Annotated in this window: 20 protein-coding genes; 3 read left to right on the top strand and 17 right to left on the bottom strand. The window is 67.6% G+C overall.

Features of this window, described 5'->3' with window-relative positions; genetic code table 11:
* Positions 1-9 precede the first annotated feature (9 nt).
* The 13 genes from ubiT to LE190_RS06305 form a co-directional block, all read right to left on the bottom strand.
* Positions 10-507, bottom strand: a complete 498-nt coding sequence (gene ubiT / locus LE190_RS06245) for a ubiquinone anaerobic biosynthesis accessory factor UbiT (RefSeq protein WP_225237867.1) — start codon at positions 505-507, stop codon at positions 10-12.
* A gap of 24 nt (positions 508-531) precedes the next feature.
* A complete protein-coding gene (locus LE190_RS06250; RefSeq protein WP_225237868.1) occupies positions 532-1,419 on the bottom strand; it encodes a U32 family peptidase in 888 nt (295 codons plus the stop codon).
* A gap of 25 nt (positions 1,420-1,444) precedes the next feature.
* The gene (gene ubiU / locus LE190_RS06255; RefSeq protein ID WP_225237869.1) at positions 1,445-2,482 is read right to left on the bottom strand and encodes a ubiquinone anaerobic biosynthesis protein UbiU; all 1,038 of its coding nucleotides are present in this window, start codon (positions 2,480-2,482) and stop codon (positions 1,445-1,447) included.
* 147 nt (positions 2,483-2,629) lie between these two features.
* The gene (locus tag LE190_RS06260) at positions 2,630-3,034 is read right to left on the bottom strand and encodes a ribonucleotide reductase subunit alpha (RefSeq protein WP_225237870.1); all 405 of its coding nucleotides are present in this window, start codon (positions 3,032-3,034) and stop codon (positions 2,630-2,632) included.
* 11 nt (positions 3,035-3,045) lie between these two features.
* The gene (locus LE190_RS06265; RefSeq protein WP_369598422.1) at positions 3,046-3,645 is read right to left on the bottom strand and encodes a DUF6198 family protein; all 600 of its coding nucleotides are present in this window, start codon (positions 3,643-3,645) and stop codon (positions 3,046-3,048) included.
* A complete protein-coding gene (locus LE190_RS06270; RefSeq protein ID WP_225237871.1) occupies positions 3,645-4,391 on the bottom strand; it encodes a peptidylprolyl isomerase in 747 nt (248 codons plus the stop codon). Before LE190_RS06270 ends, LE190_RS06265 begins: the two co-directional genes overlap by 1 nt.
* A 17-nt stretch (positions 4,392-4,408) precedes the next feature.
* Positions 4,409-5,092 (bottom strand): respiratory nitrate reductase subunit gamma, encoded by a 684-nt coding sequence (gene narI, locus LE190_RS06275; protein ID WP_225237872.1) that lies wholly within the window; start codon positions 5,090-5,092, stop codon positions 4,409-4,411.
* A gap of 22 nt (positions 5,093-5,114) precedes the next feature.
* A complete protein-coding gene (gene narJ, locus LE190_RS06280) occupies positions 5,115-5,789 on the bottom strand; it encodes a nitrate reductase molybdenum cofactor assembly chaperone (protein ID WP_225237873.1) in 675 nt (224 codons plus the stop codon).
* Position 5,790: 1 nt separating this feature from the next.
* The gene (narH, locus tag LE190_RS06285) at positions 5,791-7,347 is read right to left on the bottom strand and encodes a nitrate reductase subunit beta (protein WP_225237874.1); all 1,557 of its coding nucleotides are present in this window, start codon (positions 7,345-7,347) and stop codon (positions 5,791-5,793) included.
* 19 nt (positions 7,348-7,366) lie between these two features.
* Positions 7,367-11,173: a nitrate reductase subunit alpha gene (locus LE190_RS06290; protein ID WP_307734680.1), complete on the bottom strand. Its 3,807-nt coding sequence runs from the start codon at positions 11,171-11,173 to the stop codon at positions 7,367-7,369.
* A gap of 158 nt (positions 11,174-11,331) precedes the next feature.
* Positions 11,332-12,714 (bottom strand): NarK family nitrate/nitrite MFS transporter, encoded by a 1,383-nt coding sequence (locus LE190_RS06295; protein WP_225237875.1) that lies wholly within the window; start codon positions 12,712-12,714, stop codon positions 11,332-11,334.
* Between the two features lie 31 nt (positions 12,715-12,745).
* Positions 12,746-14,005, bottom strand: a complete 1,260-nt coding sequence (locus tag LE190_RS06300; protein ID WP_225237876.1) for an MFS transporter — start codon at positions 14,003-14,005, stop codon at positions 12,746-12,748.
* A 168-nt stretch (positions 14,006-14,173) separates the two neighbouring features.
* Positions 14,174-15,379, bottom strand: coding sequence for a molybdopterin molybdotransferase MoeA (locus LE190_RS06305; protein ID WP_225237877.1), 1,206 nt, complete (start codon positions 15,377-15,379; stop codon positions 14,174-14,176).
* Between the two features lie 157 nt (positions 15,380-15,536).
* Here LE190_RS06305 and LE190_RS06310 point away from each other — a divergent pair, with 157 nt between their 5' ends.
* A complete protein-coding gene (locus tag LE190_RS06310; protein ID WP_225237878.1) occupies positions 15,537-17,858 on the top strand; it encodes a PAS domain-containing hybrid sensor histidine kinase/response regulator in 2,322 nt (773 codons plus the stop codon).
* 14 nt (positions 17,859-17,872) lie between these two features.
* On the opposite strand, the gene LE190_RS06315 is transcribed toward LE190_RS06310, so the two are convergent.
* Genes LE190_RS06315 through moaA form a run of 4 tightly spaced genes read right to left on the bottom strand, consistent with a single transcriptional unit; the run spans position 17,873 to position 22,163 of the window.
* The gene (locus LE190_RS06315) at positions 17,873-18,550 is read right to left on the bottom strand and encodes a response regulator (RefSeq protein WP_225237879.1); all 678 of its coding nucleotides are present in this window, start codon (positions 18,548-18,550) and stop codon (positions 17,873-17,875) included.
* Positions 18,551-18,575: 25 nt separating this feature from the next.
* The gene (locus LE190_RS06320; protein ID WP_225237880.1) at positions 18,576-20,528 is read right to left on the bottom strand and encodes a type IV pili methyl-accepting chemotaxis transducer N-terminal domain-containing protein; all 1,953 of its coding nucleotides are present in this window, start codon (positions 20,526-20,528) and stop codon (positions 18,576-18,578) included.
* Positions 20,525-21,187: a carbonic anhydrase gene (locus LE190_RS06325; RefSeq protein WP_225237881.1), complete on the bottom strand. Its 663-nt coding sequence runs from the start codon at positions 21,185-21,187 to the stop codon at positions 20,525-20,527. The genes LE190_RS06320 and LE190_RS06325 overlap by 4 nt, the downstream gene beginning before the upstream one ends.
* A gap of 1 nt (position 21,188) precedes the next feature.
* Positions 21,189-22,163: a GTP 3',8-cyclase MoaA gene (gene moaA, locus LE190_RS06330; protein WP_225237882.1), complete on the bottom strand. Its 975-nt coding sequence runs from the start codon at positions 22,161-22,163 to the stop codon at positions 21,189-21,191.
* Positions 22,164-22,423: 260 nt separating this feature from the next.
* On the opposite strand from moaA, the gene LE190_RS06335 reads away from it, so the two are divergent.
* Positions 22,424-23,101 (top strand): Crp/Fnr family transcriptional regulator, encoded by a 678-nt coding sequence (locus tag LE190_RS06335; protein WP_225237883.1) that lies wholly within the window; start codon positions 22,424-22,426, stop codon positions 23,099-23,101.
* A gap of 32 nt (positions 23,102-23,133) precedes the next feature.
* Positions 23,134-24,330, top strand: a complete 1,197-nt coding sequence (locus LE190_RS06340) for an NnrS family protein (protein ID WP_225237884.1) — start codon at positions 23,134-23,136, stop codon at positions 24,328-24,330.
* Positions 24,331-24,395: the final 65 nt, after the last annotated feature.

Genomic DNA, 24,395 nt, shown 5'->3' on the forward strand with positions numbered 1-24,395 from the left:
TGCTCCCCTTCAGGATCGGCCGCGCGCGACGCCCGGGCGGCGTGCGTGCAGCTGGCGCAGCAGCTGGCGCGGCGCCAACCAGGCCGGGTCGAACAACGGGCCGTCGATCGCGTCGAGCGTGTTCTTGATCAGGAGGCCGAGTTCGGTGTCGCCCTCCATCACCAGGCGGCGGCTGAAGAACAGCGTGTCCGGATCTTCCTTGCGCGCGGCCAGCAGGCCGAAGTCGTGCAGGGTGGCGCGGATCACCAGATCGGGGAGTCCAGCCTTGCGGCATGGGACGAAGCCCTTGCCGTCCCAGGCGAAGTCGAACGACAGGGCGGCATCGTCGACCGCCAGCCGCAGGTGCCGGCGCGCTAGCGCATCGCGCACGTCCTGCGGCAAATGCCTGCTGACGGCGGTATTGAGGACGGTGGCGAAGATCCGCGATCCGGGGTGGGCCGGCAGCAGCGACAAGATGCGCTTGACGGGCGCCGGCAGCCGGCGTGGAGCGGGAGAGTGGCTATGCATGGTTTTCCTCGGTAATGAAGGGTGTCAGGCGGCGTACAGTTCCTGGCCGGGCTTGCCGTGCCAGAAGCCGTTGCACGGCGCGGCCGGCATCAGCGCCGCCATGCGTTCGCGCGCCTGGTCCACCGTCAGGGTGCCGCACAGCACGGCACGCAGCAGCAGGACGATGTCGCCGGTATGGGCCGACTGGGGACTGAGGCGCAGCACCCCGACGCCCATGGCGCGCATGACCTCGAGTTCGCCGACCAGGTTGTAGACGCGGGCGGACTGGGTCTGGATGCCGTTCAGGACCAGGAAAGGTTGCGCTTCCTGGGTCTCCATCACGAGGCCGTCCGGGTGATCGATGCAGCTGAAGCGGCAGTCGTCCTTCGGCAGGTTGCGCTGGCGCGCCGTGAAGCAGCGCGCCGAGAAGGCCAGCGGCATGCGGCCATAGCCGAACACCTCGGTCTCGATGCCAGCTGGCGCGTCGCGCAGCACGGCGGCCAGGCCGGCGCCGGACATCTCCAGCGGCATCACCCAGCGGGTGGCGCCCGCCTGGGCCAGCAAGGCGAGCGTCGGCGCGCTGTAGATGTTCAGGTGCGGACCAGCCACGAAGGGCCTGCCGTCCACGCACTGGACCGCGCCCATGTCGTTGGCTTCGACGGGGAAGCGCCCGTTGTCGGCGATGCGGCGCAGCGTGCCGAGATCGGGGCCGGACTCGATCAGGACCTGGGTCGACAGCACGACCTGCTTGCCTGCCGCGACCAGCTGGTCTCCGATCGCCAGCCAGTCGGCCAGGCGCAGTTCGTGGCGGCGCGAGCACACGGCCTCGCCCAGGTAGACGATGTCGACCGGCAGGGTCGCCATGGTTTCGTAGAAGGAGAATACGGTGGAACGCGGCCAGTAGTACTGGAGCGGGCCGAGGGAGATTTTCACGTGACGGTCCTTTCCGGTCGGGGCGTCATTTCCAGGGGCGGTGGTAGGCGCCGAGGGTGTGCTGCTGGCCCTCCGCCACTTTGTCGAGTTCGGTCATCCATGCCGGCTTGACCGAGAAGCGCTGGTGGCTTGAGAGGCAGGTGTCGATCGCCTCGCGCCACACGCGGGTCACCTGGGCCACGTAGGCCGGGCTGCGCTGGCGGCCCTCGATCTTGATGGCGCGGGCGCCCAGGCTGACCAGCTTGGGCAGGATCTCGAGCGTGTTCAGGCTGGTCGGTTCTTCGACCGCGTAGTAGGTTTCGCCCTCGACGGTGAAGCGTCCCTTGCACAGGGTCGGGTAGCCGGCCTGTTCGCCTTGCGCGTAGCGGTCGATCAGCACCTCGTTCAGGCGCGACTCGAGCCCCTTGGGCGTATGCTGCCAGCGCACCGCCTTGGCCGGCGAGCAGACGCCGTGGGTGTTGGGCGACTCGCCGGTGGCGTACGAGGACAGCTGGCAGCGGCCCTCGGCCATCACGCACAGGCTGCCGAAGCCGAATACCTCGATCTCGACCGGCGTCTTGCCGATCAGCTGCTCCACCTGGGTCAGCGACAGCACGCGCGGCAGCACGGCGCGCGCGATGCCGAAGCGCTGGTGGTAGAAATTGATGGCTTCCAGGTTGGTGGCCGAGGCCTGGACCGACAGGTGCAGGCGCAACGCGGGGTGGGTGCGCACGGCGTAATCCATCAGGGCCGGATCGGCCAGGATCACGGCGTCGATGCCGCTGCTTGCTGCGCGGTCGATGGCGCGCCGCCAGGCTTCCCAGCCTTCCGGCTGGGGATAGGTGTTCAGCGCCAGGAAGACCTTGCGCCGGCGCGCCTGCGCGTAGCGGATGCCCTCGGCGATGGCGGCCTCGCTGAAATTGAGTCCGGCAAAATTGCGCGCATTGGTGGCGTCGCGAAAGCCAAGGTAGACGCAGTCGGCGCCGTTGTCGATCGCGGCCTTGAGGGCCGGCAGGCTGCCGGCGGGACAGACGAGCTCCATGCGCGGCTGCGTGCTGGTGGGGGCGGTACTGGTTGCTTGCATGGTTGGTAGTCGGGCGCAGGCTGGCCTGCGAATGGATCGGGCCGGACCGGGGCGCCACCGGACGGGCGCCTTGCCCGCCGCGAGACTATAGGCGCGCTGCGCTGGCGCGGCCATGAACTGGTTTAAGGAAAAGCGCCGCGCCCGACTTCAGCTGAACCGCAGCAGCTGGCCCTGGCGGTCCAGTACCAGGAATTTCTCGATGGCGCCGCGGTGGATCGCGCCGATCATGCCGCGCAGCGCGCGCTCGACGTCCGCGGCGGCCGGCGGCGCGCCGTCGCGGCCGGCGAGCGCGCCGGCGAACACCATGTCCCAGGGCTGGCCGGTGGCCTCGGACTCGCGCGCCAGTTCCGCGAAGCTGGTCAGCTCATCGAGGGACTTGTCGACGCACATGACGGGCGCCAGCGTGCCGCCGCGTCCTTCGTGGTGGCGCTTTGCCTGGCCGGGCGTGGCGCCCGGGGGAAGTTCGGCCACGCCGAAGACGAACAGCAGGCGCTGCGGCTCCGGTTCGGCGCGCGCGGCCGTGAGGAATTCATCGAAATGTGCGGTGTTCATGGCAGGTGTCGTCAGTGTGCGAGATAGCGCCCGGGCCGGTGGTTGATGGCCAGGGTCAGGTTGAGGATGGCGGTGCCGAGCAGCGAAGCGGCCCAGGCGGCGGTGGCAAGCACCCGGTACGACAGCGCCAGGATCAGGAAATCGAGGACCAGCTGCACCAGGCCGGCGCGCCAGCCGAAGCGTTCCTGCAGCCACAGGCAGACCACGTTGAAGCCGCCCAGGCTGGCCTGGTGGCGGAACAGCATCAACAGGCCCACGCCGACCAGCACCCCGCCCATGACCGCCGCGTACAGCGTGTCGACCCGCTCGAGCGCGAGCAGCTGGGGCAGCCAGTTGGTGGCCAGCGAGAACAGCAGCACGGCGCCGAAGGTCTTGAGGGTGAAGGTCCAGCCCAGGCGCCGTATCGCAAGGATGTAGAAGGGCAGGCTCAGGGCGAAGAAGATCTTGCCGAAGGCCAGGCCGGTAAGGTAGTGCAGCAACAGGCACAGGCCCGCCACGCCGCCGGTCACCAGGCCGGCCTTGCCCATCAGCGTGACGCCGAGGGAGACCAGCAGTACGCCGGCCAGCAGGGCCTGCAGGTCCTCCAGGGCGGTGTGGCGCAGCGTGCCCACTATTGCACCAGTGGCGAGTCGGCGCCGTCGAGCGTGATGCCGGCGATGTCGGCGCGCCCCACCAGGATTTGCAGGTACTGGTGCAGGCCGCGCTGCCAGGCCGCCGTGGTGAGGTAGTCGGCGATCTCGCGCCGCACCGCCTCGAAGGGCAGCAGGCGGCCTTCGATGCGCCGCACCACCTGCACGATGTGCAGGCCGAAGCGGGTCTCGAGCGGACGCTCGGGCAGCTCGCCCGGGCGCAGGCGGAACAGCAGCTTCTCGAACTCCGGCACGCACTGTCCGCGTCCCAGCTGGCCCAGGCTGCCGCCGACGGCGCCGGAAGGGCAGTTGGAATAGGTGCGCGCCAGCTCGTCGAAGCGCTCCGGGTCCTCCCTGAGCGCGGCCAGGATGCCGTCGGCGGTCTCGCGCAGCATCTCGAGCGGCACGGTCGGCGTCACCTGGAACAGGATGTGGCGCGCCTCCACCATCTCGCCGTGCGTGTAGCGCTGCGGATGGTTGCGGTAGTGCAAGGCGCAGGCGGCATCGTCGGCGGGCGGCACCCGCACTTCGCGCGCCAGCAGGGCTTCGATGCGCTCGTCCTCGTCGGCCCCTTCGATGCCGAGGCTGGCTGCTTCCTGCAGCAGCAGGGTGCGCAGGATCAGTTCGTGCACCGACTGCTTGAGCGGGTTGGCGGCCTGCGCGTGGTGCGGCAGTTCCTGTTCGATCTGCTGGTCGTCGATGTCGACGCCGTTCACGGAAATACCCATGGCATGCTCTCCTTTGTTTAGCGCGGACGGACCAGCTGGAAGGCGCGGCCGAGGTAGCCGAGCGCGCCGAAGCCGCTCCACACGTGCACCAGGCGGGTGAACGGGAAGATCACGAACAGCGACATGCCCATGAACAGGTGCAGCTTGAACACCAGCGGCGCCTCCAGGATGAAGCCGGCGGCGTCGCCGCGGAAGGTGACGATGTGCTGTGCCCAGCTCATCAGCTGCACCATGGTGTGGCCGTCGAGGTGCTCGGTCGAGACCACGATCGAGCCCAGGCCCAGCAGCAGGGTGCCGAGGATCCACAGCAGCACCACCTTGTCCTTCAGGCTGGTGGCGGTGCGCAGGCGGTCGTTGCCGAGGCGGCGCGCCAGCAGCAGCAGGATGCCGACCAGGCACAGGGTGCCCATGATGCCACCGGCGGTCATCGCGAAGATCTGCTTGGCGCCATGGCTGACGCCCAGCGCATCCCAGACCCAGACCGGGGTCAGCAGGCCGACGGCGTGGCCGCCCAGCAGGCCGATGATGCCGATGTGGAACAGCACGCTGCCCAGCCGCAGGCTACCGCGGTGCAGCACCTGGGTCGACTCGGAACGCCAGGTGTACTGCTCGCGGTCGAAGCGGATCAGGCTGCCGAGCAGGAAGATCGCCAGGGCGATGTAGGGATAGATCCCGAACAGGAAGTGGTTCAGATAGTTCATCGTGGTCTCCGTAGCGGGCGCTTCAGGCCCGGGCCCGCTGGGCCTGGGCTGCGCCGCGCGGGTAGAAGTTGATCGGCTGGGCGCCACCGGCCTTCGGCTTGAGCAAGGGCTCGACGCCATCGGCGCCAGGGCCGAAGGTCTCGAGGGCCTCGTCCATGTCCTGGATCGGCGGTTCGCTCAGTTCCTCGGCCGCGACTGGGCTGAGGGACTCCAGCACCTGGAAGACGCCGGCATACGCGCTGCCGTTGGCGGCCAGCTTGCGGCCGACGTGGGCCAGCACGTGCACGGCGTCGCCCAGCAGGCGGCCGGCTTGCTCGGCGTCGCCGAGCTGCGACAGGAACTCGAGGAACAGCGGCACGTAGTCCGGCAGCTCGCTGGTGCACATCTCCAGGCCGTGCTTCTTGTATTCCTCCATCAGGTCGACCATGGCCTGGCCGCGGTCGCGCGACTCGCCGTGGATGTGCTCGAACAGGTGCAGCGAATGCGATGGCGTGCGGTCGAAGGTCTGCACGTATTCCTGCTGCAGCGTGATCAGGTCCTGGTCGGCCAGGTGGGCGAACAGCGGCCCCAGGCTCGCCAGCAGCTGTGGCCGTGCGGCCAGCCCGGCGTGCAGCTCGGGCAGGGCCGCGACCAGTTCCGGCTCCGGGTAGAGCAGCAGCGCCGACAGGATGTGGTAGTGTTGCAGGTCGTTTTCCATCTCAAGCACCTTCGGTTTCTTTTTTCTTGCGCGACTTCGGCATCGAGACGAAGTGCGTCGAGCCCTGTTTCTTCTTGCCGAACAGCGAAGCGTCGCTGACGCCGTCCGAGCAGCCGTTGCCGAACGAGAAGCCACACGAGCCTTTCTCGTTGAAGCTGTCCTCGGCCATCTCCTTGTGGCTGCTCGGGATCACGAAGCGGTCTTCGTAGTTCGCGATCGCCATGATGTGGTACATGTCCTCGACCACCGCCTTGCTCAGGCCCACCTGGCGCAGCACGTCGAGGTTCTCGACCCCGTCCACCGACTTGCCGCGCATGTAGGCGCGCATCGCCAGCATGCGGTCCAGGGCACCCACCACCGGCGCTTCCTTGCCCGCGGTGAGCAGGTTGGCCAGGTAGCGCACCGGGATGCGCAGGCTCTGCGTATCCGGCAGGATGCCGTTCATGCCCATCTTGCCCGACTCGGCGGCGGCCTGGATCGGCGACAGCGGCGGGATGTACCAGACCATCGGCAGGGTGCGGTATTCCGGGTGCAGCGGGAAGGCGATCTTCCATTCGACCGCCATCTTGTAGACCGGCGAGCGCTTGGCCGACTCCAGCCACGAGTCCGGAATGCCCTGGCGGCGCGCTTCGGCGATCACCTCCGGGTCGTGCGGATCGAGGAACAGGCCGAGCTGCGACTCGTACAGGTCCTGCTCGTCGGCCACCGAGGCGGCTTCCTCGATGCGGTCGGCGTCGTACAGCAGCACGCCGAGGTAGCGGATGCGGCCCACGCAGGTTTCCGAGCACACGGTCGGCTGGCCGGCCTCGATGCGCGGGTAGCAGAAGGTGCACTTCTCGGCCTTGCCCGAAGACCAGTTGTAATAGATCTTCTTGTAGGGGCAGCCCGAGATGCACATGCGCCAGCCGCGGCACTTGTCCTGGTCGATCAGCACGATGCCGTCGTCCTCGCGCTTGTACACCGAGCCGGACGGGCACGATGCCACGCAGGCCGGGTTCAGGCAGTGCTCGCACAGGCGCGGCAAATACATCATGAAGGTGTTCTCGAAGGTCGAGTACATCTCCTTCTGGATGTTGTCGAACAGCTTGTCCTTGCTGCGCTTGGCGAATTCGCCGCCCAGGTCGTCCTCCCAGTTCGGGCCCCACTCGATCTTGTCCATCTTCTTGCCGGTCAGGACCGAGACCGGGCGGGCGGTCGGCGGCGTCTCCGACAGCGGCGCGTTCTGCAGGCGCTCGTAGTCGTAGGTGAAGGGCTCGTAGTACTCGTCGATGGCCGGCAGGTTCGGGTTGGCGAAGATGTTGGCCAGGATCTTCAGGCGGCTGCCCTGGCGCGGCTCGATCTTGCCGGAAGCTAGGCGCTTCCAGCCGCCTTGCCACTTTTCCTGGTTTTCCCATTCCTTCGGGTAGCCGATGCCCGGCTTGGTCTCGACGTTGTTGAACCACGCGTACTCGACGCCGTCACGGCTGGTCCAGACGTTCTTGCAGGTCACCGAACAGGTGTGGCAGCCGATGCACTTGTCCAGGTTCAGGACCATGCCGATTTGTGCTCTGATCTTCATAATGTTTCCTCGATTTTCCTCATGCGCCCTTGGGAGCCGGCGTCAGCGCCAGCGCGGGTTCGCGGTCTTCTTCCCGGACCGGGCTCCGGGCCGGCGACCGGGCCGGGGCGCGCTCGAGCTGCTCGTCGCCGTTCGGACGCGATTCGTCGCGCGGGCCTTCCATCCAGTTCACTTCGTGCATCTTGCGCACCACCACGAATTCGTCGCGGTTCGATCCGACCGTGCCGTAGTAGTTGAAGCCGTAGGACAGCTGGGCATAGCCGCCGATCATGTGGGTCGGCTTGGTCACCGCGCGGGTCACCGAGTTGTGGATGCCGCCGCGCTTCTTCGACGTTTCCGCGCCCGGCACGTTGACGATCTTTTCCTGGGCGTGGTACATCAGGGTCATGCCTTCCGGGACGCGCTGGCTGACCACCGCGCGGGCGGTCAGGGTGCCGTTCACGTTGAACACCTCGATCCAGTCGTTGTCCTCGATGCCGGCCGCCTTGGCGTCCACTTCCGACAGCCAGACGTGCGGGCCGCCGCGCGACAGGGTCAGCATGCGCAGGTTGTCCGAGTAGGTCGAATGGATGCCCCATTTCTGGTGCGGGGTGATCCAGTTCAGCGCCAGCTCCTTGTTCCCGTTCGGACGCTTGTTCATGATCGCTTCGGTGGTCTTGGTGTTGATCGCCGCCTTGTACACGCACAGGCCTTCGCCGAAGTCGCGCATCCACAGGTGATCCTGGTAGAACTGCTGGCGGCCGGTCAGGGTGCGCCATGGGATCATCTCGTGCACGTTGGTGTAGCCGGCGTTGTAGCTCACTTCTTCGCTTTCCAGGCCGGACCAGGTGGGCGAGGAGATGATCTTGCGCGGCTGGGCCTGGACGTCGCGGAAGCGGATCGTGTCGTGCTCGCGCGGGATCGCCAGGTGGGTATGGTCGCGCCCGGTCATCTTCGACAGCGCGTCCCACGCTTTCACGGCGACATGGCCGTTGGTCTCGGGCGCCAGCGTCAGGATCATCTCGGCGGCATCGATCGCCGTGTTCAGGCGCGGCTGGCCCTGCGACACGCCTTCCTCCTGCACCGTGCGGTTCAGGCCGCGCAGGACGTCGACTTCATGCCCGGTCTTCCAGCCGATGCCCTTGCCGCCGTTGCCGGCTTTCTCCAGCAGCGGACCGACCGAGGTGAACTTCTTGTAGATGTCCCTGAAATTGCGCTCGACGACGGTCATGGCAGGCATGGTCTTGCCCGGCACCGGTTCGCATTCACCCAGGCGCCAGTCTTTCGGATCGAAGGGCTGGCCCAGTTCGCCCGGCGTGTCGTGCATCAGCGGGGTCAGGACCAGGTCCTTGCGGGTGCCCAGGTGGGCGCCGCCGATCTCCGAGAACTTGGCGGCCAGGCCCTTGTAGATTTCCCAGTCGGACTTCGATTCCCACAGCGGCTGCACGGCTTCGGACAGCGGGTGGATGAACGGGTGCATGTCCGAGGTGTTCAGGTCGTCCTTCTCGTACCAGGTCGCGGTCGGCAGCACGATGTCGCCGTACAGGCAGGTGGTCGACATGCGGAAGTCGAGCACCACCAGCAGGTCGAGCTTGCCCTCGACGGCCGGGCGCACCTTGATATCGCGCGGCGTGATGCAGTCTTCCTCGTCGCTCATCAATGCGTTCTGGGTGCCGAGCAGGTACTTCAGGAAGTACTCGTGGCCCTTGCCGGAGCTACCCAGGATGTTCGAACGCCACACGAACATATTGCGCGGGAAGTTGGCCGGATTGTCCGGATCGTCGCAGGAGAAGTTCAGCTTGCCGTCCTTGATGCGGTTCACGGCGTATTGCACCGGGTCCTGGCCGAGGCTTTCCGCGGCGCGGGTCACTTCCAGCGGATTGGTTTCCAGCTGTGGCGCCGACGGCAGCCAGCCCATGCGCTCGGCCTTGGCGTTGTAGTCGATCAGCGCCATTTCCTCGAGCTTGCCGTCGGCCGTCGGGCACAGGATCTCGGAGGTGTGCAGCTTCTCGTGGCGCCACTGGCTGGTGTGGGCGTAGAAGAACGAGGTCGAGTTCATCTGGCGCGACGGGCGGTTCCAGTCGAGCGCGAAGGCGAGCGGGGTCCAGCCGGTCTGGGGACGCAGCTTTTCCTGGCCCACGTAGTGAGCCCAGCCGCCGCCGCTCTGGCCGACGCAGCCGCACATCATCAGCATGTTGATGATGCCGCGGTAGGTCATGTCCATGTGGTACCAGTGATTCAGGGCGGCGCCCACGATCACCATCGACTTGCCGCGGGTGCGGTCGGCGTTGTCGGCGAACTCGCGCGCCACGGTGATCACATCGGCGGCTTTCACGCCGGTGTGCTTCACTTGCCAGGCCGGGGTATAGGGGACGTCGTCGTCGTAGCTCTTGGCGGCGTTCGGGCAGATGCCGCGGTCGACGCCGTAGTTGGCCATCGACAGGTCGTACACGGTGGCCACCAGGGCGGTGCTGCCGTCGGCCAGGGTGATTCTCTTCACCGGCACGTTGCGCAGCAGCAGGTCGTCCGCGTCGGCGCCGCCGAAGTAGGGGAAACCGACCGGGACGATGTCGTCGTTGGTGTCGATCAGCGACAGGCGCGGATCGATCGGGGTGCGGCTCGCGCCTTCCTTCTGTTCGAGGTTCCACTTGCCGGTCTCGCCCCAGCGGAAGCCGATCGAGCCGCTCGGCGCGACGATGCGGCCGCTGGCCCCGTCGATGACCAGGGTCTTCCACTCGGGGTTATTGGCCTCGTCGAGGCTGTTCTCGAGGTGCGAAGCGCGCAGGAAGTAGTCGGGCACCAGGGTGCCGTCGCGTTCCTTGAGCATCACCAGCATCGGGAAGTCGGTGTACTGCTTGGCATAGTCGCGGAAGTACGCCGACTTGCCGGTGGCATGGAATTCCTTCAGGATCACGTGGCCCATGGCCATCGCCAGCGCGGCGTCGGTACCCTGCTTGGGCGCCAGCCAGATGTCGCCGAACTTGGCCATCTCGCCGAAGTCGGACGACACGGCGACGGTCTTGGTGCCCTTGTAGCGCACCTCGGTATAGAAGTGGGCGTCCGGGGTACGGGTCATCGGGACGTTCGAGCCCCAGACCATCAGGTAGGTCGAGTTGTACCAGTCGGCCGATTCCGGCACGTCGGTCTGTTCGCCCCACACCTGCGGGCTCGATGGCGGCAGGTCGCAGTACCAGTCGTAGAAGCTCATGGCGACGCCGCCGATGAGGCTCAGGTAGCGGGTGCCGGCGGCATAGCTGACCATCGACATCGCGGGAATCGGCGAGAAGCCGATGATGCGGTCCGGACCGAACTTGCCGATCGTGAAGGCGTTGGCGGCGGCGATGATTTCATTGACTTCATCCCAGGTGGCGCGCACGAAGCCCCCCTGGCCGCGCACCGCCTTGTAGGCGCGGGCGCGTTCCGGGTCCTGGCTGATGTATTCCCAGGCGCCGACCGGATCGCGGGTCAGGCGCGCTTCGCGCCACATCTGCATCAGGCGGCCGCGCACCATCGGGTGCTTGACGCGCTGGGCCGAGTACACGTACCAGGAATAGCTGGCGCCGCGCGGGCAGCCGCGCGGCTCGTGGTTCGGCAGGTCGGGACGGGTGCGCGGGTAGTCGGTCTGCTGGGTTTCCCAGGTGATCAGGCCGTTCTTGACGTAGACCTTCCAGCTGCACGAGCCTGTGCAGTTGACGCCGTGCGTCGAGCGCACGATCTTGTCGTGCTGCCAGCGCTGGCGGTAGGCGTTTTCCCAGGTACGGTCCTCCTCGACCACGGCGCCATGGCCGTTCGAAAAGGTTTGCTTGGCTTTGCCGAAGAACTTCAGGCGGTCCAAAAAGTGGCTCATGGTTTCTCCATCGGTGCGCTCCTCGAGCGCAATCACCTTGCGGTGCGGTTACAGTGCGTTCAGCTGGGGCCAGTGTAGGGTTCCGGCGCCGCGCCGGGTATTCGCAGGAAGTCGGTGCGCGACCAGCATCGGGACTAGTCGCGCCTAGTCCTTTTGGACTAGCAAGGCATTTCCGCATCCTTGCGTGCGTAGAACCACCAGGTGATGGCGATGCAGGTCGCGTAGAAGCCGATGAAGCACCACAGGGCCGCGCCCGGGCCGCCGGTCAGGGCGATCGAGGTGCCGTAGCTCTTCGGGATGAAGAAGGCGCCGTAGGCTGCCACCGCCGAGGTGAAGCCCAGCACGGCCGCGGCTTCCTTGTTGGCGCTGGCCACGGCAAGCGCCTGGTCGCCCGGGCGCTTGCCGGCGGCGCGCTGGTGCAGGGTCAGGAAGATCACCGGGATCATGCGGAAGGTCGAGGCATTGCCGACGCCGGTGCAGGCGAACAGCACCATGAACATCCAGAAGAAGCCCGAGAAGCTGCCCGGGTTGCCGGGGTTTCCAGATGCGGGCAGGAATTCCAGCACGCCCAGCACGGCGGCGATCATGGCGACGAAGGTCCACAGGGTGACGATGGCGCCGCCGAGGCGGTCCGAGATCCAGCCGCCGGCCACGCGCGCCAGGGCGCCGACGAGCGGGCCGAGGAAGGCGTACTGCAGCGGATTCACGTCAGGGAACAGGGTCTTGGTCAGCAGCGGGAAGGCGGCCGAATAGCCGATGAAGGAACCGAAGGTGCCCACGTACAGCCAGCACATCAGCCAGTTGTGCTTGCGCTTGAAGATCACGGCCTGCTCGGCGAACGAGGCCTTGGCCGAGGCCAGGTCATTCATGCCGAACCAGGCGGCGATGGCGGTCAGCGCGATGAACGGGGCCCAGATGAAGCCGGCGTTCTGCAGCCACATCTGCTTGGTCTCTTCACCCTTGATCCAGGTCTGCGGGTCGCCGCCGAACACGGCGGCGGTGATCACCAGCGGCACCACGAACTGCACCGCCGACACGCCCAGGTTGCCCAGGCCGGCGTTCATGCCGAGCGCATAGCCCTTCTGCGACTTGGGGAAGAAGAAGCTGATGTTCGCCATCGAGGATGCGAAGTTGCCACCGCCGAAGCCGCACAGCAGGGCCAGCACCAGCATGGTCGGGTAGCCGGTGGTCGGATCCTGCACGGCGTAGCCGATGCCCACCGCCGGGATCAGCAGCGATGCGGTGGAGATCGCGGTCCACTTGCGGCCGCCGAAGACCGGCACCATGAACGAGTAGAAGATGCGCAGGGTGGCGCCGGACAGGCCCGGCACCGCCGCCAGCCAGAACAGCTGGTTGGTGCTGTAGGTGAAGCCGATGTTCGGCAGGTTCACCACGACCACGCTCCACACCATCCAGACCGCGAAGGCCAGCATCAGGGCGGGGATCGAGATCCACAGGTTGCGGTTGGCGGTGGACTTGCCACGGCTTTCCCAGAAGCTCGGCAGTTCGGGCTCCCAGGTCGAAATGAGGTAACGGCTCACGTTGTTCTCCTGTTATTGTCGAAAAGGCTGCTCAGGCGGCGCGCTTGAGCGGGGTGGGTTGGGTGGCCGGCGCATCGCGGCGTTGCGGCTTGAACGAGAAGTGCATCCACACCAGCGATACGCAGACGGTGCCGTAGAGCAGCATGAACGAGCTGGAACGGATGCCGGTCAGGTCGACGATGGCGCCGAACATGATCGGCAGGATGAAGCCGCCCAGGCCCCCGGCCAGGCCGACCACGCCCGAGACGGCGCCGATGTTGTCGGTGAAGTCGTCGCCGATGAACTTGAAGACCGAGGCCTTGCCGATCGCCATGGCCACGCCGACCACGAACAGCAGGACCGTGAACAGGACCGGGCCGAGGCCGAAGGCCAGCTCGGTGCTGCCGCCGACGGTCTTGACCGACATCGTGGTTTGCGGGTAGGACAGGATGAAGAAGCACACCCAGCACACCCACATCACCCACCAGGTCACCTTGTAGGCGCCGTACTTGTCCGAGATCCAGCCGCCCAGCGCGCGCAGCACGCCGCCGGGCAGCGAGAAGCAGGCCGCCAGCAGGGCGGCGGTCTTGAGGTCGAAACCGTATTCGCCGACGTAGTACTTGGTCATCCACAGCGCCAGGGCCACGTAGCCGCCGAACACCACCGAGTAGTACTGGCAGTAGCGCCACACGCGCGGGTCCTTCAGCACCGACAGCTGCTGGCGGAAGGTGATGGCGTCGCCGCTGACGTGCGCCGGATTGGAGTAGGACAGGAACCAGAACAGCAGGGCGGTGCCCAGCATCAGCGCCGCGTAGACCTGCGGCAGCGCCTGCCAGCCCCAGGCGGCGATGATGGCCGGGGCCAGGAACTTGGTCAGCGCCGAGCCGGAATTGCCGGCGCCGAACACGCCCATGGCGAAGCCGCGGCGCTCCTTGGCGAACCAGCGCGCCACGTAGGGCGTGCCGACCGAGAACGAGCCGCCGGCCAGGCCGACGAACAGTCCCAGGACCAGGAAGTGCCAGTAGGCGGTGGCGTAGCTGATCAGCCAGATCGGCAGCACGCAGGCCAGCATCAGGGAGAAGAACACGATGCGTCCGCCGAAGCGGTCGGTCCAGATCCCGAGCGGTACCCGGGTGAGAGCGCCGGTCAGGACGGGCGTGGCGATGAGCAGGCCGAACTGGGTCTCGTTCAGGCCCAGCTGGGACTTGATCGGGATTCCCAGCACGGCGAACATCATCCAGATGGCAAAGCAGATGGTGAAGGCGAACGTGCTGCTCACCAGGACCGATATCGGTCGTTTGTCGGTTCCCATTTTTTCCTCCTTGGTGGTAGGACGCGATACTGGGAAGCCTAAGGTTTGCAGGCCCGCTCTACCATTGGCCGGAGGGCTGGCGGCGGCGGGGAAATTGGCCTAGCGGCGCCCCGCCGGAGGGACTAGCGGGTGGCGCCGGGACTAGTCACAAGGAGCTAGGAGCGCCGTTCAGGCGAGCAGTTCGGAGAAGGGAAGGTAGGGAACGAGGTCGCCGTGGGCGATGGCGCGGCCAGGGGCGCGTATGGCCAGGCCGTCGGCCTGCACCAGCGAGTGCAGCAGTGCCGATCCTTGCGCGCCGGCGGGCTCGAGCAAGCCGCCGGCGCCCACGCGCACGCGCAGGAACTCGGTGCGCGCGTCGGGATGCGCGCAGGCGAAGCCGGCGCGCATGGCGAGTGGCTGCTGCTGCGCCTGGGCCACGCCCTGCATGCGCAGGATGAAGGGCCGGGCGAACTGCACGAAGGCCACGAAGCTGGCCACCGGGTTGCCGGGCAGGCCTATGAAGTGTGCGCTGCCGCCGCCGGCGCGACGCAGGGCGCCGAAGGCCAGCGGCTTGCCCGGCTTCATGGCGACTTTCCAGACCTCGAGCGCGCCCTCGGCGCTGACAGCCGCCTTGACGTGGTCTTCCTCGCCGACCGACACCCCGCCGGAACTGATGACGAGGTCGTGCCCGGCGGCGGCCTCGCGCAGGGTGGCGCGGGTGGCATCGAGCCGGTCGGGCACGATGCCGAAGTCGCTGGTCTCGCAGCCGAGCGCGTGCAGCAGGGCGCCCAGTGCGTAGCGGTTGGCGTTGTAGATCTGGCCGGGGGCCAGCGGCCCGCCCGGCGTGGCCAGTTCGGCACCGGTGAACAGCATCGCCACCCGCGGCCGGCGCACCACCCGCAGTTGCGCCAGGCCGGCCGCTGCGGCATACGCCAGTTCCTGGGGGCGCAGGCGCGTGCCCGCGGCCAGCAGCACGCTGCCAGCGCGGATGTCTTCGCCGCGGCGGCGCACGTGCTCGCCGGGCGTGGGCCGGCGCAGGAAGGCGACGCCGTCCGGCCCGACGCGGCAGTGCTCCTGCATGACCACCGTGTCGGCCCCGTGCGGCAGGGGCGCGCCGGTAAAGATGCGCGCCGCGCTGCCGGGTGCCAGCGGCATGGCCAGGGCGCCGGCCGCCACCCGCTGGCCGACTGGCAGCGGCGTGCCCGGGCAGTATTCCTGGCTGCGTAGCGCGTAGCCGTCCATCGCGGCGTTGTCGGCGGGCGGTACGTCGATCCCGGCGTAGATTGACTCGGCCAGCACCCGTCCGGCGGCGGCGAGGGTGCCGACGCTGTCGGCCTGGGTGATCGGGGTGGCGTGGGAGAGCAGCTGGTCGAGGGCATCCTGTACGCTGAGCATCGGGGTGGTCCTTGTGTGGGTGAACACGGCATTCTCGCCACGCCCCGAAACCCTGCGCAATATGCCGGAATGACGAGCCCGGCAGTCGGAAGTGCCACGCCGGCGGCCCAGGCAGTGTAGGATTGCGTCAATCGATTCATTACGGTAGCGCTACAGAATGCCCAGTAAACTTACGGCCGAGCAAGTCCTCGGCATCCTAGACGTCGCCGACAATGCCATCGTGTCGATCGGCGAAGACCAGCGCATCGTGTTCTTCAACCAGGGTGCCGAGCGGATCTTCGGCTGGCGCAGGGAGGAAGTACTTGGCAGGGAACTCGAGATCCTGATGCCTGAACGCTTCCGCGCCGGCCACGGCCGGCACATGGCGGGCTTTCACCAGGGACCCACCACGGCGCGCCGGATGGGCGAGCGCGGCACGATCTACGCGGTGCGCAAGGACGGCACCGAGTTTCCGGCCGAAGCCTCGATTTCGCGCCTGAAGTCCGGCAGCGAATGGCTGCTGACGGCGATCCTGCAGGATATCTCGGAGCGCCGCGCCTACGAGCGCGAGCTGGAGGCCCAGAAGGAAAAGGCCGAGGCCGCGGTGCGGGCGAAAAGCGTTTTCCTGGCCAACATGAGCCACGAGATCCGTACGCCCCTCAATGCCGTGATCGGCATGACCAGCCTGCTGCTGAACACGGCGCTCGATGAAGAGCAGCGCGACCATACCGAGACCATTCGCAACAGCGGCGAGGCACTGCTGTCCATCATCAACGACCTGCTCGATTATTCGAAGATCGACGCCGGCCGCCTCGACCTCGAGCACCAGGCCTTCGAAGTCCGGCGCTGCGTCGAGGATGCGCTCGACCTGGTGGCGCCCGGCACCGGCGGCAAGCAGATCGAGTTGAGCTGCATGATCGATCCGGCGGTACCGGCCACCGTGATGGCCGACGCCACCCGTCTGCGCCAGATCCTGGTCAATCTGCTGTCGAACGCGGTCAAGTTCACACATAGCGGCGAGGTGCTGATCGAGCTGAGCGCCGACCAGGCCGAAGGCGAGCGCACCACCCTGCATTTCACGGTGAGCGACACCGGGATCGGCATCCCGCCGCATCGGCTGGAGGACATCTTCGACTCCTTCACCCAGGTCGACGCCTCGACCACGCGCCAGTATGGCGGCACCGGGCTGGGGCTGACCATCAGCCGGCGCCTGGCCCAGATCATGGGCGGGACCCTGACGGTGGAGAGCGAACTGGGAAGCGGCTCGCGCTTCGTGCTGTCGATCCCGGTGCAGGCCGTGGCCGGCGAGCGCGCCGGCGACCTGCTGAAAGCGCAGGCGGCGGGCCTGGCCGGCCGGCGCGTGCTGATCGTGGACGACAACCCGACCAACCGGCGCATCCTCATGCGCCAGGCCCTGTCGTGGGACATGGTGCCGTCGGCCGCGGCTTCGGCGGCCGAGGCGCTGGACCTGGTCCAGCACGGCCACGGCTTCGACCTGGGCGTACTCGACATGCACATGCCCGACGTCGACGGGCTGGGCCTGGCCACGGCCATCCGCAAGTCCGAGCAGGGCCGTGCGCTGCCGCTTGTCCTGTTGACCTCGATCGGGCTGCGCCTGCACGCCCCGGATGCGGGCGGCGATGGCGACGCGCTGTTCGCCGCACGCCTGAACAAGCCGGTCAAGCCTGCGGTGCTGCTCGAGGCGCTGCTGCGCGCGCTGGGCCAGAGCAAGCAGGCCACGGCGCCGGCGCAAGCAGCGCCGGTGGCGGCCCAGGGCAATATCGAGATCCTGGTGGCGGAAGACAATGCGATCAACCAGAAGGTGATCCGCCAGCAGCTGCGGCGCCTGGGCTACCGGGCCGACGTGGTCGGCAACGGGGTCGAAGTGATCGAGGCGCTCGAGCGCCAGGACTATGGCGTGATCCTGATGGACATGCAGATGCCCGAGATGGACGGCATCGAGGCGACCCGCCGGCTGCGCCGTCGCTTCACCGGCACCAGCGCCCCCTACATCATCGCGATGACCGCCAACGCGCTTCCCGGCGACCGCGAGCGCTGCCTGGACGCGGGCATGGACGCCTACCTGCCCAAGCCCGTGATCCTCGACGACCTGAGGGCGGCGCTGGCGCTGGGCATCGAACAGGTGCAGGGACGCGGGCGCATGGCGCTGGTGCTCGATCCGGCGCGCCTGAGCGAGCTCGACCCCGACGGCGGCGGCGAGCTGGCGGCCGAACTGGGCGCGGCCTTCGCCGACGAAGTCCCGGGCCTGCTCGAGAAGGCGCAGGCGGCCGTGCGCGCGCAGGATGCGGCGGCGCTGGCCGCGGTCGCGCATTACCTGTTGTCCAGCATCGACATCATCGGGGCGCAGCGCATGCGCCTGCACTGCATGCACCTGGAACTGCTGGGCAGGGCGGGGAACCTCGACGGCGCGCAGGAAGAGCTGGCCGCGCTGGCGCGCGAGTTCGAGGCGGTGCGCGCAGCCTTGCGCGGCACCGGATGACAGGAAGGGCGACGCTAGCGCTCGTTGCCGGCGCCGAGGCCGTTCTCGACGGCTAATACGGCGGCCTGGACGCGGCTGGTCAGGCCCAGCTTGCGCAGCACGTTCTGGACGTGGATCTTGACCGTGCTTTCGGCCAGGTCGAGCACCCGCGCGATGAGCTTGTTGCTTTCGCCACGCGCCAGGCAGGCGAGGATCTCGCGCTCGCGCGGGGTCAGCTTGTCGAGCTCGGACACCGGCGCGCTCGGCTTGGCGCCGCCGCGCTGGACGTGGGCGAACAGCTTGCCCGCCAGTGCTTCGGCCAGGACCGATTCGCCGGCCGCGGCGCGTTCCACGGCGCGGATCAGGTAGTCGGCGTCGATGTTCTTGATCAGGTAGCCGCGCGCACCCGCCTGCAGCGCGGCGGCGAGGTCGTCGGCCTCTTCGGACACGGTGAGCATCAGCACCGCGGCCTGGGGCCGGTCCTGCAACAGCAGCTGCAGGGTTTCGACGCCCGACATGCCCGGCATGTTCAGGTCGAGCAGGATCACGTCGGGCTGCAGTTGCAGGGCGCGCTTGACGCCCTCGACGCCGTCGGCCGCTTCCCCCACCACCTCGAATCGCGGGTTGCGCTGGAGCAGCGAGCGCACGCCGCTGCGGAACAGGGTATGGTCGTCGATCAGCAGGACACTGGTCTTGTCGGTGTTGTCACTCATTCATTCCTTCCTCTCGTTCATGGCTTCACGCCGCGCGCCGCTGCCCTTGGGGCAGGTGCAGGCTGACCGTGGTGCCGGCGCCAGGGCACGACTGGACGTCCAGGTCGGCATGGATGCGCTGCGCACGTTCGCGCATGATGTGCAGGCCGACGTGGGTATCATCCATGGCGGACCCGGCACTGGCATCGAAGCCGATGCCATTATCCCTGATTGAAAGCAAGAAGTCCTCCCCATCTTCGATCCGTACCTGCACCGCATCGGCCTGGGCGTGCTTGCGGATGTTCGATAATGCTTCCTGGGCAATGAACAAGAGTTGTAATTGTTGCTCGCGAGACATGGGTGGGCCACCCGGTCCGAGGGCGCGGAATTCGGCCGGGATCCCGGTCTGGTCGGAAAATTTCTTGACCGTCTTGCGCAGCCCCGCCTGCAGGCTGTCTTCCTCCAGGCGGCTGCGGAAGTTCAGCAGCAGCTCGCGCACGTCCTCGTAGCTTTCCTTGACGCCCGCCCGCAACGCCGGCACGATGGCGGCGGCGTCCGCGGTCTTTCCGGCGGCCAGCGAGTCGTCCAGCATCTGCACCTGCAGGTTCAGGAAGTTCAGTCCCTGCGCGATGCTGTCGTGCAGGCCGCGCGCGACCAGGTTGCGTTCTTCGGAAATGGCCATCTCGCGCTCGCGCTCCGCCAGCCGCATGTTTTCGATCGCCACCCCGAGCAGGGCCGCCACGGTGTCGAGCAGGGCGCGCTCGCGCGCGGAAAAACCGCGCGCCTGCCGGAAGTGCAGGCTGAACATGCCCAGTTGCTGGTCCTGCGCGCAGATCTGGAAGATCGACACCGTCGCGATGCCCTCGCGCGCGCACTGCAGCTGTTCGCCGCCGGGCAAGTCGCCGAGCCGGTGTACCACCGAGATCTTCTTGACCGCCGCTTCGCCGCACAGGCAGCTGCCGAATTTCATGCAGCGCTCGGATTCCACCATCTCGGCCGACAGGCCGGCGTGGACCACCAGGTGCACGTTGGCATTGTCGGCGTCGACGATGCGCACGGTACCGCCGTCGGCCGCGAAATAGCTGGAGATGCGCGCCAGGAAGCCCTCGCACATGGTCTCCAGGGTATGGCGCTGCTGGAGGTAGGAGGCGCAGTCGTACAGCAGCTCCAGTTCGCGGTTCTTGTCTTCCAGGGTGGCGGTCTTCTCGCGCACCTTGTCTTCCAGGCTGCCGTAGAGCTGCTCGAGTCGGTCGGCCATTTCGTTGAAGCCGGCCGCAAGCTGGCCGAATTCGTCGCGGCTTTCGACCGCAAGGCGCACGCCAAAATCGGACTCGGCCATGCTGCGCATGCCGCCGCGCAGGCGCATGACCGGGTCGACGATCAGGCCGAACATCAGGTACACCAGGGCCACCGTGCCGCCGATCGCCATCGCCACCAGCGCGAGCTGGGAAGCGCGCAGCCAGAAGGTACGCAGGGCATTGTCCTGCTCGATGAGGGCGACCAGCCGGTCGATCTCGGCCACGAAGCGCTCGACGTGTCCGTCCAGCTGCTGCTGTGCGTCCTGGCGCCCCGCACCGCGCGCCGCGTGCGCCTGCAGCATCAGCGGGCGCATGTGCCCGTTCCACTGGGCCAGCACATGGCGGAAAGCGTCGCGGATGGCGCGCGAGGGCGGCAGGCCGAGGGGGCGCTGGGGATCGCCCCGCTCCACCAGCAGCAGGATCCTGTCGATCGCGGCGATCTGCTCCGGCACTTTCGCACTCGACTCGGACTGGACGCCGGCCTGCTCGCGCGCCAGCAGCAGCGTCAGGCGATAGCTGTGGCGGCGCAGGCTGCCGGTCTCGTTGATCGCCGCCGCAGCGCCTTCGAGCTGCCAGGACAGCCACAAGGTGCTGCCGATGGCAACCAGGGCCAGCAGCAGGAAGCCGATCAGGACGCCGACGATCTTGGTCGACAGGCGCTGGCCGGCAATCAGGCTGCGGCAGCCTCGCAGGCGCATCATGCGCACAGCCGTTCCGGCGCGGCCCCGACGGGGTCGATGATGCTGAGGAACTCCTGCTTGCGCGGCGAGTAGGCCAGCAGGGTGCCGCTGCCGAGGTCGAAATACCAGCCGTGCAGGGCCAGCTTGCCGGCCTCGACGCGGCGCTTGATCCAGGGGTAGGTGAGCAGGTTGTCGAGCGAATGCAGGATGCTGGCCAGCTCGGCCGCGCGGCATTGCTGCTCGTGCTGCTTGTGGTGCAGTTCGCGCAGGACGCTGCGCCGGACCGGTTCGGCGATGCGCATCCAGCGCGCGACGAAATCGGTTTCCTCGGTCACGCGGGCGGAGGACATCAGCGCGCGAATTCCGCCACAGCCCGCATGTCCGAGCACGATGATGCGGGCGACCTCCAGCCCGCATACCGCGAACTCGATGGCGGAACTGACGCCGGGCGGGGCGTCCGGGGTGCAGGGCGGCACCAGGTTGGCGATGTTGCGCACCACGAACATGTCGCCCGGGTCGCAACCGGTCAGCAGCGCCGGATCGACGCGCGAATCGCAGCAGCCGATGACCAGGGTGCCCGGGTGCTGGCCCTGGCGCAGGCTGTCCAGCGCGGCGGGCTCACTCAGGTACTGTTTCTGCAAGCGGGAAAACCCGCGGATGAATTTTTCGATGTCTTCCATGTCAACCGCCGGTCTGGGCCATGAATCGGATAATCTTCTCGGGTCGTTCGCTGAACTCGTGGCGCTCGGGTTTCAGCTCGATCGCCTGGCGGATGGCCGCTTCCAGTTCGGCGTCGGACGCGTTTGCGCGCAGCAGGGGGCGGAACTCGAAGCGTTCTTCCTGGCCGAGGCACAGGTAGAGGGTGCCGTCCACCGACAGGCGCACCCGGTTGCAGGTGGCGCAGAAATGCTGCGACATAGGCGTGATGAAGCCGATGCTGGCGCGGCCGTCGCGGGTGGCGAGGTAGCGCGCAGGCCCGCCGCCCAGCTCTTGCGCCTGCGGCACCAGGTCGAAGCGCGCGACCAGGCGCTCGCGCACGAGGCCCAGGTCCAGGTAGGAGGCATCGCGCCCGGTGGCGCCCATCGGCATGACCTCGATCAGCCGCAGCATGAAGCCGTTGGCGATACAGAACTCGGCCATCGCCTCGATCTCGCCGTCGTTCACGCCGCGCATCGCCACCATGTTGATCTTGATCGGATCGAAGCCGGCGGCCTTGCCCGCCATGATGCCTTCCATGATCTGCGGCTGGCTGTCGCGCCCCGTGATGCGGTGCATGCATTGGCGGTCCAGGCTGTCGAGGCTGACGTTGATGCGGCCCACGCCTGCCGCCCGCAGCGCCTGCGCATGGTGCGCGAGCCGGGTGGCGTTGGTGGACATCGACAGGTCCTCGATCCCCGGCAGCGCCGACAGGCGCCGCGCCAGGCCGGTCACGTCGCGGCGCAGCAGCGGCTCGCCGCCGGTCAGGCGCAGCCGGCGCGTACCGAGGCGGGCGAAAGCGCCCACCAGGCGTTCCATCTCGTCGAAGGTGAGCCAGTGCTCCGGCTCCTCGAAGCCGCGAAAGCCTGCCGGAATGCAGTAGGTGCAGCGGAGGTCGCAACGGTCGGTCACCGACAGCCTCAGGTATTCAATCGATCTTCCGAACCGGTCGCGCAGCATACGCCCCTCCCATGGTCAAACATGGGTCCATTGTAGGGTTCCACCCCCTTGGCGGCAGTCGGCATGAGGGATTAGCGCGCCTAATCACTAAGAACTAGCCCGGCCTTCCGGACGGCCATATTTGACCTAGATCAAGTTTTGTTTTGCAAGATGGCATGTAGGATGCAGACGCTGTCTCATTGGCCAGCGCCGGCGCCAGGCCGGATTCCTGGCTTGTCGTCTGCTTGTCATGCTTACGGCTCCGGTCCTCCTTTGCAACCATGTCCCGACCCCATATCGATCCCCGCCAGTTCCTCAAGCGCCTGCCCCTGTTCGCAGACCTGTCCTCCGAGCAGTTGGACATGGTCGCGGCGGCGACCACCGAACTGCACGTGCCGCGCAGCCAGGTCATCTTCAAGCGCGGGGATCCCTGCCACGGTTTCCACACCGTCATCTATGGGAACGTGAAGCTGTGCTTCGTCTCGTCCCAGGGCGACGAGAAGGTGATCGAACTGGTCGGCGCCGGCCAGAGCTTCGGCGAGGCCCTGATGTTCATGGACCGGGACTACATCGTCCAGGCCGAGACCCTGGCCGACTGCATGCTGTTGCACATCGGCAAGGCGGCGATTTACAACGAAATCGAGCGCAACCCGAGCTTCTCGCGCCGCATGCTCGCGGGCATGAGCCGGCGCCTGCACGGATTGATCTCGGACGTCGAAGCCCTCTCGCTGCGTTCGGGCAGCCAGCGCATCGTCGGCTACCTGCTCAAGGACGAACCGGAGGAGGGCGGCGAGATCACGCTGGCGGTCAGCAAGAAGATGATCGCCTCGCGCCTGAACCTTACCCCGGAATACTTTTCGCGTGTACTGCACGACATGGCCGACCGCGGCATGGTGAACGTTGCCGGCCGCACCATCAGGATCCTCGACATCGAGCGGCTGCGGGCCTACGAGGGCTGAGCCGCGCCAGACCACCCACGCAAGGAAGCATCATGACCCTCCTCACCATCGACGACCCCGTCCCGCCGCAGCCGCACGGCAGCCTCGGCGCGCATCCCTTCCTCGCGCTCGGCTTCCGGCCCTTCTACCTGCTGGGCGCGGCCTTCGCCGGCGTCGCGGTGCCGGCCTGGACCGCGTCCTACCTCGGCTGGCAGGGCATGCCGCGGCTCGACCTGCTGTGGCACATGCACGAGATGCTGTTCGGCTTCGTCATCGCCATCGTGATCGGCTTCCTGTACACCGCGGGCCGCAACTGGACCGGCCTGTGGACGCCGCGCGGCCTGCCCTTGGCTGCCCTGGCGGCGCTGTGGCTGGCCGGGCGCGCCGCGATGGCGCTGCTGCCGGCACTGCCGGCGGCGGCCATCGACGTGCTGTTCCTGCCGCTTGCAAGCCTGCCCCTGTACCGGGTCATCCGGCGCTCCGGCAATACCCGCAACCTGGTCATGGTAGTGCTGCTTGCGGTGCTCGCAACGGCAAACGCCGCCTACCACGCCAGCGTGCTCGGCCTGCTCCCGCTTTCGCCGATGCAGCCCTTGTACGCCGCCATCGTTGCCGTCGTGGTGATCGAATCGGTGCTGGGCGGGCGGGTGATTCCCAATTTCACGGCCAATGCCGTGCGCGGCGTGCGCACGACCTCGGATCCGCGCCTGGAAAAACTCAGCCTGGTCCTGACGGCGCTGACCGGACTGGCATGGGCGTCGCTGCCGCTGTCGCTGCCGCTGGCCCTGCTGGCCCTGGCGGCGGCCGCGGTCCAGTTGGTTCGGATGGCGCTGTGGAAGCCGCTGTGCACGCTGCGCCAGCCCTTGCTGTGGATCCTGCACCTGTCGTATGCGTGGATTCCGCTCGGCTTCGTCCTGCTGGCGCTGGCATGCTTCGGATGGGTGCCGCAAAGCGCCGCCGTGCATGCGCTCACGGTGGGCGCGATGGGAGGCCTGATCATCGGGATGGTCACCCGCACGGCGCTCGGTCACACGGGCAGGATGCTGCGCGCGGGACGGCTTGAGACCGCGATGTACCTGTTGCTGCAGGCCGGCGTGCTGGCGCGCCTGGTGGCCGCTTTCAGCGCCGGCCCGCTGCGCACGGCCGGGCTGGTGACGGCGACGCTGTGCTGGAGCCTGGCCTTCGGGCTGTATTGCCTGCAGTATGGTCCCTACCTGTTCCGGGCCCGCGTCGATGGCCGCGAAGGCTGACCATCCGGGCACGGCGGCGTCGGTCGCCGCGGATGGTCCGCAGCGTGCAGGCAGGTGGGCGCAGC

Origin of the sequence: Massilia hydrophila (genome assembly GCF_020208145.1) — a bacterium.
GTDB lineage: Bacteria > Pseudomonadota > Gammaproteobacteria > Burkholderiales > Burkholderiaceae_D > Telluria > Telluria hydrophila.